The organism is Legionella sp. km535 (assembly GCF_003990085.1).
GTDB lineage: Bacteria > Pseudomonadota > Gammaproteobacteria > Legionellales > Legionellaceae > Legionella > Legionella moravica.
This window is the reverse complement of record NZ_RZGU01000041.1, coordinates 1-9,847: the sequence shown is the minus strand read 5'-3', so window position 1 is coordinate 9,847 and position 9,847 is coordinate 1. Positions and strand designations below refer to the sequence as shown.

The window sequence follows — 9,847 nt, the reverse complement described above, 5'->3', positions numbered from 1 at the left end:
CCTATTCTACGCCACAGGCTTTATGCCTTGCCTGGATTCAAGATCTCTTCTCCCATCCCAAGTGCCCTTGAGATTAAGCTTTCTTGCTTACAATTTAAAGATACAAGCCTGGGAGTAGGCCTCAAGGGCCGAATCCCAGGTTTTTATTTAACTTCGAAGGCACAATAAATCCCTATAATATTCGACTAACAGGAAATCCAACTTCATAAACAATTATGGTTAATTTTCGCAGAGGTTTTACGCCGGGCGGTACCTATTTTTTTACTCTTGCTTTGAACAATCGTAAATCACAATTCTTAACCAGCCATATTAACCTGTTGGGTGAAGCATTTCAGAAAATAAAACAACAATATCCTTTCAGTATGGAGACTATACTCGTATTGTCTGATCATGTGCATACAGTGTTGAAACCTTCTGCCAATGATTTTAATTACTCTTTAAGCTGGCATCCGAGCAAATCGTATTTTTCAAAAAATTTAATAAAGGAGCATATAACAAATATAAAAATTTCTTAGGTATAGAATGGCCATATTCCAGTATTCATCGGTATGTTCAGAATGGATTATTGCAAGAAAATTGGGGGTCTGATGGAGTTCAAGGAGAGATCGGAAGGTGAATGAATGGGAATGTAAACCTGGGATGCGGCCCTTTGGGCCTACTCCCAGGCTACGCTGGCTACTCCCAGGCTGGCTACGCTGGCTGAAATATGATTTTTAGCCATCTCTATAGTCATATTAATCATGGTGCGATAAAATTATTCATTATTGCAATAAATATTATATTTATTAATAATTTACTAGTATAAAAAAATGACATTGACTATCGCTATCATCGGTTTAGGGCAAATGGGCGCTTCTTATGCCAAGTATGCTTCCAGCATTGCAAATAAAGTTATCTGCTATGATAGGGATACAAATCAAAGCTCTACCTTTAAAAAAAGGGTATTGAAGGATAATAACCCGTTTGATGTCAGTAACAATATATCAATAAATATCGATAAAATTGAAATTGTTGATACTTTAAATGCAGTGTGGGAACATAAACCTACCTTAACCATTGTAACCACTCACAAAGATTCTCATTGTTATTATTCTAGTCTGGCAATGCGCAACAACAGTCATGTTTTAACTGAAAAACCTATGTGTATTAATTTAGAAGAAGCAGAACAACTCAAGCAAGTTTCGTTTATGACCCAAAAGAAACTTTTTGTTGGTTTTTCATTGCACGGAACCCAGGCGTTTTTAAAGCTAAAAGAATTAGTCTATAGGAATGACCCAAAGTTATTTAAAAGATATCGAGTTTATAGAATTGGAGCGGTTCCAGAAAATTACATGGACAGGGTTTCTGCACGATTCGATTTGTTGTCACATGATACTGACTTTTGTTTACAACTCTTTGGCATGCCCAAGCACACCTTGGTTGACGAAATAAGCGCACGAAAATGCAGTAAATTATGGAGTTATTCTGAATTTGAAGTACAAATGGAAGGCTTCATGCCCTTAACTCACCCGAATGGCTTTGAATATGGGTTTGAATTAATTTATGCCAATCAATCAAAACTCATGTTTTCAAGTAAAGATTTAAATCATCTAATTTTAAAAGATTCAGATGAAAAAATTATGGAAATTATTTCTCTCACTACATGCTCTCCATGTCAAAAAATCTTGGAAAAAGCAATAAACTCTATAATTAATGATGATTATGATCAGTATCTTCTCAACGAATTATCCATCCAGAATGGTGTTAACTGCATGAGCATGTTAATTAATGATCATAAGTCTGGACTAGATGATTAATATATTTTCAGCACTGCTACTTTTATTACCTACATTATTTATTTTGCGGGCAAAAAATGCAAAGAATTAATCAGAGTATATAACCGCTGGAAAAAACACAAATTTATTTTCTTTAATTTCTTGTTCATCTTGATCCGCTTAAAATGTAATTCGTGATCGATATCACCGGCATCTGTGATCGGCATGGAGTGGTATATGCAATTTTAACACAAAGACCATGATTGCCGTTGACATAGGTAAATACCATAAGTATAATAAATGAACATTTAAAGCATTTTTAATGCTAAATTTGATTGATGTGCGACTTATCTTCTCCATCTAGACAATTGGAGGACTGGTTTTAAGACCTAATTATTGATTTTATAATGGGTTTGTCGCTGAGATTAAGTAGAATTGAATCCGCATGCACTATGCATTCTTTGAGACTTATAATTCAGCGAATAGCTAGTGCTCTACTCTCTTGAACAGGTTTCATTTGTGCTTTTTCTCTCATTGTAAAGCTATTGCCGAATACGGCCATGATTTATTTGGAGTTAAAAATGAAACACTTTGTATTTTTAGACGTAGACCAAACGTTGCTTTACAATACTGATGATCTGAATCAGGAGCTATTAAACTCTTTACGGGATCAAGGCGTCACTGATATCTACCTATTTACTAATATGGATTTGACCGACTTGCGCACCGTTGGCTTGGGTGTAGGTCTGGCTCGTCATGAAATTATTCAATGGATTAAAGAACAGGGTTTTACAGTTCATGATGTAATTACACCTGCAGATACAGGTAACTACGATGATCACGGTCAACTAAAACGCATTGGTACAGCGTATACTGAATTATATTCACATCTGATGATGCGAATACAACAAAACGGCTCTCTTGATTTACAGCGTTACAATTCAAACCCCGAGGATTTGGCTGACTATTTTATCAATAATAATCAATGGCTTATGGCATCATCAATTACTCGCCATAAAATAAATTATCTTCCAATCAACGACATATCTATTCCAACTTTGCGAGTTTGCTTAGTGGATAGTAGAAATGGAGCATTTGTGAAATGGCTTGAAAGAGACGATTTAATTGAGTTTTTTAATAGCGATGCCGAAGTGAAACAGCAATTCAGGATTGATCATCATGAAGACCCTTTAAAAACGATCCGGTTTAAGGGAGGCATGTCTTCAAATAATAAAGCATTAATGATGCAGCTTGCTGCCGGTGAATTAATCAAACAACACGGCCCCATAGTTATTTCTTTTTTTGATGATGAGGAAAAACACCTTTTACACTCAAAAGAACTTATGGAGGGTTATGAAAGATCTGGTTTGCTACAACTGAATACCTGCCATATGCCAGCCGATTTCGAGACATCCCAAAGTGATGAAGCCAAACAAGCTTATCAAGCAACGCTTGCACAATCAATAATTGCACAGAAAAATGAAATTGTCCTGGAGACCTCTTTGCGCGTGCTGGATGGATGGATAAAAACAAAACAGCAGAAAACTCAGGCAATTAGCCAAGTACGCGAACAAATGGTCTTTGCTACTAGTTCACAAATGCTTAAAATTGCAAACATGGCTCATATGGGGTATGGAGTATTCAGTGAAGTCTCTTTAAAAACTGCATATAAATGCTTGATTATTGCTTATTTAAAAGCGAAAAATCATGAAGAGCTAAATGATACAAAAATGGCTATTCTTGGCTTTTTAAATAAATATGGCATTGAACATATAAATTCAGATCGAGTTACTGATGAGCAAGTTGGCTCAATTTTTGATCTTTTAACTAATCTTCCTCACCATGAATCCAAGGTCTCACCAGCAGCGAAAATGCTTCTTAATCGTCTTATTTCTTTACAATTATTAAAATTAAGTAGCTTCAATGAATTAGATTCGCCTGGGTTTCAAGACGAAATAGGAACGTTGTCCTGGCTTCGAGAGACAAAGGCAACAGCCGAACAATCTCAGCTTATCCACATCAGCCAGTCAGCGCCCGGAGCACCTGAATCAACGCTCCCTGTTGAAAACAACTATGCGGGAACCTCGTCTTCAGAAGCAAGCTCTTCCTGCAGAACAGAACCCAGTTCATCAAGCTTGGCGAGAGCCATGCAACCCAATGGCGACGCACGTAGCAGGCTTTCACGTGGAATCAGCTTCTTTGGAAGTAAAGTAGATGAAGCCGAAAGCGCTGGATTAACAGCCAGTCTTGGCTCACCAGAGATCAAATGCTGACTTAATCTGAATATTAGCCAGCCAGCGTAGCCTGGGAGTAGGCCCAAAGGGCCGCATCCCAGGTTTTCATTTTGCTTCCAAAGCACTATAAATCCCTATAAAATTCCATTCACAGGGAAATCCAACTTAGCTATCTTAAAACTTAAGAGTATCCTTAGCAAAAGAATGGCCGTATTCCAGTATTCATCGTTATGTTCAGAATGGAACATGGCCAAAAAATTGGGGTTCTGATGGGGTTCATGTGGAGTTCGATAGTGAATGTATGTGAGTGTAAACCTGGGATGCGGCCCTTTGGGCCTACTCCCAGGCTACGCTGACTAAAGTATCAGCTGTTATTCGCAGGTCACAAAATTTTATAACAAATTAAAAATCCCATAAAAAAGGTATATAATTAAATCATCGAGTTTATTTTTAATTCAATTTGAGGCCAATTTACTACAGTAGTAGTTAATTATAACCTCACTTGACGCATTGTATTTAAATATTAAATTAGAAGGAATCTCAATGGAATCAAAAGACGAAAAAATGATTTTGGCCCCTAAAAAACTTCATGCCATTTGGGTTGGGGGTATTTTAAGACATGCAGGAAAAGAAAATTTAGCGGATTGGAAACGAAAAAATCCAGACTATGAAATGAATTTATGGATAGACTCCTCCACATATAAAAATGGAAATTCGAAAGAAGCACTAGAGCAACAAAAAGAATATGAAGAATTAAAAAAATGGGCAAATTTAAATCATGTCATCATTAATGATATTAATCCTGATTCAAAAGAGTCAGACCCTGCGATAAATAAACGGCCTGATATAAAAAATAAAATGATCAGCAAACAATTTTATTCTGATGAACTAAAAGAGCCAGGTGCCAATTATGCCGCTGCAGCAGATATTTTAAGAGTAGACATACTTCAATCAGAGGGCGGTGCTTATATTGATGCAGAAGATGTTTTTCCTGGTGATGAGCCTTTGGGCGACCTGATTACTAATACCAATTTGGGTGGGGTTTTAGTGAAGCAACAGAGGAATTTACTTAACAACGATTTTATTGTTAGCATTCCTAATGGTTCATTTATATCAACATTTCGTGATGTAATTCACACTAATTACACTAAACTGTATAATGGTCCCAAAAGAGATCTTGATGCGCATCGAGATCAGGATTATGAAAGTTTTAGAGTTGAAAGAGGAAGACAGCAATCCACAATGATGATATCAGGGCCAGGAGCATTGAGCGATTCCTTGAGGGCAGCTAAGCTAGGTAATATAATGGGGGCAAATCAAGCAATCAAGATTGATACGAATAAATTTAAAACTCCTCCAAAACAAGCATTGAGCTGGTATGATCCTAATGTAGGAACAAAGTTTGACAGAGTTGAAAACAATTTCAGAAACAATGTAAAAGAATATTTTCATTTAATTGCCGACTATTCACAAAATACAGAACCTGAAATTAAAACATTGCTTACTCAATTTAAAAATCAGCTGGATTCATTTCCCCCGTCAGTCCCGTTGACTGAAGTTCTGAAAAGCATGAACAATAGCTTTACAAAAGATGATATTAACAATCTGAACGAGCATGTAGATGATCTGTTTACAAAGTTCACAGCATATGCATCTAACACGGAGGACTTTTTAATAAAATGTAAAGAAAATGGATTAAAATCAACAGCGCTTTCTGGTTTGTTGAAAAGGTTTAATGAATGCATCCCTTTTGATGAAGAGGTTGTAGAGAGCGACTTTGAAAGTCCAACAGAGGGCTCGTTTATTCACTTTATTACACAAATTTTTCCCAAGGGTTATGATTTTATAATCAATTTTGAATATGCATCTTACCTAAATATTTCCTCATTAAACAATGATAATAATTTTGAAAAACCCGAAATTAAAAATCTTCAAAATATTTCTGCAGTTCCTTCTGACAACACTCCGGAACAACCTGAACCAATAGTGGAACAAACAGTTAACAAAGATCATGGGGGATTAACTTCAGATGAATCATCCCAAAGTCAAGCAGTGAAACTTTTCACGGTACATATGGATTATCCATATGGTAAGCACGAACCGGGAAGATCACATATGCAACCAGTATCTTATGATGGAGAGTTATCTGAGTACACTGGCGATGTGCTAAAAAGGGAAATACTTTTGAAATTTAAAGATCGGATTGAACAATGTGCCTCTATAACGGATTTAAATAGGGAAATTAAAGACATTATGAGCAGTCAGGAGTTTCAAGTCATCAAAACACCTCAAAGAATGGCATCTATAATTTTGGGGTTAAAAACTTCAGCGATGGAAAGTTTGGAACATATGGTAAGTGAGGCATCTACTAAAATTATAAAGAGTAATCCTGACAATCCGGATAATAAAACAGAACTAATAAAATTTGAGGAAAAGGATGAAACCAATGAGCATCAAAGTAATATCACCCCAGGTAGATAAGTATGCATCGATTCAAGGCGAAATGTAACAGGAGTTAAATCGTTAAAAGATTTTTAAAAAATTCTGGATGAAAATACACGCTATTATTAAAAGGCAACTAAAGATATGGTGATTACTCCTATTCCAACCGAGCCGCAACTATATCGAGACTTTTGATGGGAGTTGATCCGACAGATGGATGATTTCTCATCTAAATCGTATACAACTAAAGGATTCCTTGAAATGGAATATTGTCACAAATTACTTGCATCAAAAATAAATGTTTTCATTAGGAATTATTTTGGCTATAATGTTTATTTTTTGAACCAATCAAGGCTTGGCCTTCATGATTTAGGTCTCTATTATAAATTAAGGAACTATTATGGATTGGGTAGTTGATCAAATGCAAACCATTTCCGCAACGAAGAAAAATGGAGTTGGCTCATTAGAATATCAACGTATTGCTCATCCTCATTCTGAGCAATATGCAATGGGTGAATTATCCGAAGAGCATTTGCAAAAACAAGCTGATTTTTCAAAAACCATTGAAAACCCTGTTATCTTTGGCAAATTTAATAGTGAGCATCATTACTTAAATACACTCAAACTCGTCCTTTCATCAACGCATGAAACACGAAACAGAATATTGTTTTGCTTAAATGAAATTCTTCCTCAAATTCCCGAAGATGGATCGTTGTTGGATATTGGTCCTGGAGATGGTTCGTTAACAAAAGCTATAGCCCAGCATTTTAAACAGGTTACTTTGGTGGATGTGAACCATAATGCACTAGATAATATGAAAGAGTTATTACCTTTATCTGTGAATAGTACTCAAATTACAGGAAGTATTTTGAATGTTGATTTAAAATTAAGCCAGTATAATTTAGTGCTGTTATCACACATGCTCTATTATATCGATCCTCAGTTATGGTTAGGGATTATCAAGTCAGTTTATCAGAGCTTAAAAGATGGTGGGATTTTGGTTATTATTCTGGGTGGAGATGAGCTGGGTAAATCAGAATTAATTCATCATTTTGGTGGCCAAGTATTAGAAATTGACCAACTGGCACATCAATGTCGCAATGCATTTGGAGACCATAATGTACATCTTTATGCGTCTGATGAGTCTTTTTTTACATCCACACAAGAGGCCATGCTTCATATTGCAGGTTTTATGCTAGCAGATGCTGATGTTACTGCGTCAAAGGATGAGTTAAATCGTTATATTATCCAAAAATTACAACATTCTCCAAGTCATTTTGAACTGACAACACGGCAGAAGTATATCATTATCAAGAAAAACAGTCTGTTAATGGATGAGCTACATGACTCTGAAACAATACTTCCTGAAATTCAATAAAAATGTTGATGAGCATGCAAAAAAATTTGCCCATCCCTACATAACCTTCGCAATTTTTGGAATTATTACCTATCCATTGTTTTATCTGGTCTGGATGGTTGCGGCTTCTGGTGGTTATGAAAACCTGGAATTACGCTTAGTCACTGTTTTTCTTTGTGTTTTATTAGCTTTAAAAGACTACTGGCCTAATAATTATAAGAAATTTTTTTCTTTATTCTGGTATATAACACTTTTATACAGTCTTCCGTTTCTTTTTACATTTCTTCTATTAAAAAATGATATGTCCTATTCTTGGTCTATGAATGGGATTACAGTCCTGGTTTTATCTATTTTGTTATTAGATTTATTATCACTGTTTATCATATTAACGTTAGGAATTTGTTTAGGATTAATCGTTTTTTTAATCACTGGTGGTGTCCTGAGCTTACCCCCCGATTATATGACTGTTATTGTTACCTATTGCTCAGTATTATTATTTGGAACGATTTTCTCATATCGCAAAGATCAGCTTAAAGAACGAGAAAAGAGAATAGCTGCGGAGGCCGCTAATCAAGCTAAATCTGAATTTATAAGCAATATGCAGCATGATTTGAAAACCCCGTTTGCGGGTATTAGTGCAGTAGCAATGATGCTGTATGAAATGGAAACTGATTCAGATAAAAAATCACTTTTACAGGACTTGCTCAAAAGCTCTCAACAATGGGAAGCAGTTCATCATCAGATTATTGCCGTGTTGTCAATAAAAGAACCTCAAGCAGTTCGAAAGGAATGGCTTTCTGTGAGCCATGAATTGGATCAAATTAAGGATATGCTATCAGCGACGATAAGGGTAAAAGCACTGGATTTTTATATTGCTGAGATTTCAAATCAAGAGGATAAAATAAAAACAGATAAGTTGAAATTTAATTTGATCTTATCAAACTTGATCGGAAATGCTATCAATTTCACAGAAAAGGGATTCGTGAAGATAAAGGTCGTGAATGACGGAACGACTTGCACAATACAGGTTATTGATACGGGTATTGGGATTCCTGAGGACAAACTGGATTATATCTTTGAGAAATTCACAAAGTTATCGCAATCGAACAAGTACCAGGATTTTAAGGGTGTTGGTTTGGGATTATATACTTCTCGTTTGATGGCTAATCAGTTAGGTGGGGATATTAGGGTACAAAGCAAGTTAGGTGAGGGAAGTGTTTTTACACTTACGCTGCCGCTTCAGGAAAAAAGCGAGCGACAAGTTCCCTTGCCGTTTCAGGAGTAAAGGGCTTGGAAAATACATCGTCCATGCCTGCTTCGAGACATTGTTCGCGTTTTAGGGGTTCCTCATTCGCAGTGACTGCTATAATTGGTGTTAATGTGTTGTTTATCCCTGATTGATCCATCCTGATTTTTATAGTTGATTCTATTCCATCAATTCCCGGTAATCCTATATCCATAATAATTAAGTCATATTTTTTATTAAGAGCTAAATCCACTCCTTCTTCTCCTGTCATCGCGCAGTCAACCTCAAAACCCATACCTTCTAAAATTATTTTTTGCATTTTACTGGCAATGTGGTTGTCTTCAACAACAAGAATATGTTTAGTCAATTGAATAGCCTCTTCAAAATAGGTTTATTTTAATTATAGCTCAAAGGTTGATGGGAAATAATTTTAATGCGCCAGAGTAACCCGGGATACGGCCCTTTGGGCCTACTCCTAGGCTACGTTGATAATAGTACTCATTGGCGACGGCTCTGCACTAAGGAAATATGCTTGCACTTTAATCAATGCCGAATGTAAACCTGGGATTCGGCCCTTTGGGCCTACTCCCAGGCTACGTTGATAATAGTACTCATTGGCGACGGTTCTTCACCTAGGAAATATGCTTGCACTTTAATCAATCTGGGCGCACTGAACAGAAAAGATGTAGTCAACGTAGATACTGTCTTTAAACGCAAGATAAATTTTCATTAAAAGGCAGTTTACTTTTTAAAACTCCAAAGATGATATGAGCTAATTTGCGCATTACAGCACAAACAATAGTTTTAGGAGTTT

At 36.1% G+C, this 9,847-nt stretch carries 7 protein-coding genes; 6 read left to right on the top strand and 1 reads right to left on the bottom strand.

Annotated features, from left to right (window positions below; translation table 11 throughout):
* The first annotated feature begins 215 nt into the window (after window positions 1–215).
* The 6 genes from ELY21_RS16080 (at window position 216) to ELY21_RS15180 (ending at window position 9,072) form a co-directional block, all read left to right on the top strand.
* Window positions 216–515, top strand: coding sequence for a transposase (locus tag ELY21_RS16080; RefSeq protein ID WP_127110886.1), 300 nt, complete (start codon window positions 216–218; stop codon window positions 513–515).
* A gap of 294 nt (window positions 516–809) precedes the next feature.
* On the top strand, window positions 810–1,796 hold the full coding sequence (locus tag ELY21_RS15200; protein WP_127110884.1) for a Gfo/Idh/MocA family protein: 987 nt from the start codon (window positions 810–812) through the stop codon (window positions 1,794–1,796).
* Between the two features lie 539 nt (window positions 1,797–2,335).
* A complete protein-coding gene (locus tag ELY21_RS15195; RefSeq protein WP_127110882.1) occupies window positions 2,336–4,027 on the top strand; it encodes a hypothetical protein in 1,692 nt (563 codons plus the stop codon).
* A 471-nt stretch (window positions 4,028–4,498) separates the two neighbouring features.
* Complete coding sequence (locus tag ELY21_RS15190) at window positions 4,499–6,469, top strand: TcdA/TcdB catalytic glycosyltransferase domain-containing protein (protein WP_127110880.1); 1,971 nt, start codon at window positions 4,499–4,501, stop codon at window positions 6,467–6,469.
* A 361-nt stretch (window positions 6,470–6,830) separates the two neighbouring features.
* On the top strand, window positions 6,831–7,808 hold the full coding sequence (locus tag ELY21_RS15185) for a bifunctional 2-polyprenyl-6-hydroxyphenol methylase/3-demethylubiquinol 3-O-methyltransferase UbiG (protein WP_127110878.1): 978 nt from the start codon (window positions 6,831–6,833) through the stop codon (window positions 7,806–7,808).
* A complete protein-coding gene (locus tag ELY21_RS15180; RefSeq protein ID WP_158618573.1) occupies window positions 7,774–9,072 on the top strand; it encodes a HAMP domain-containing sensor histidine kinase in 1,299 nt (432 codons plus the stop codon). The genes ELY21_RS15185 and ELY21_RS15180 overlap by 35 nt, the downstream gene beginning before the upstream one ends.
* Here ELY21_RS15180 and ELY21_RS15175 read toward each other — a convergent pair.
* Window positions 9,014–9,400 (bottom strand): response regulator, encoded by a 387-nt coding sequence (locus ELY21_RS15175; protein ID WP_158618572.1) that lies wholly within the window; start codon window positions 9,398–9,400, stop codon window positions 9,014–9,016. The genes ELY21_RS15180 and ELY21_RS15175 overlap by 59 nt on opposite strands.
* Window positions 9,401–9,847 lie beyond the last annotated feature (447 nt).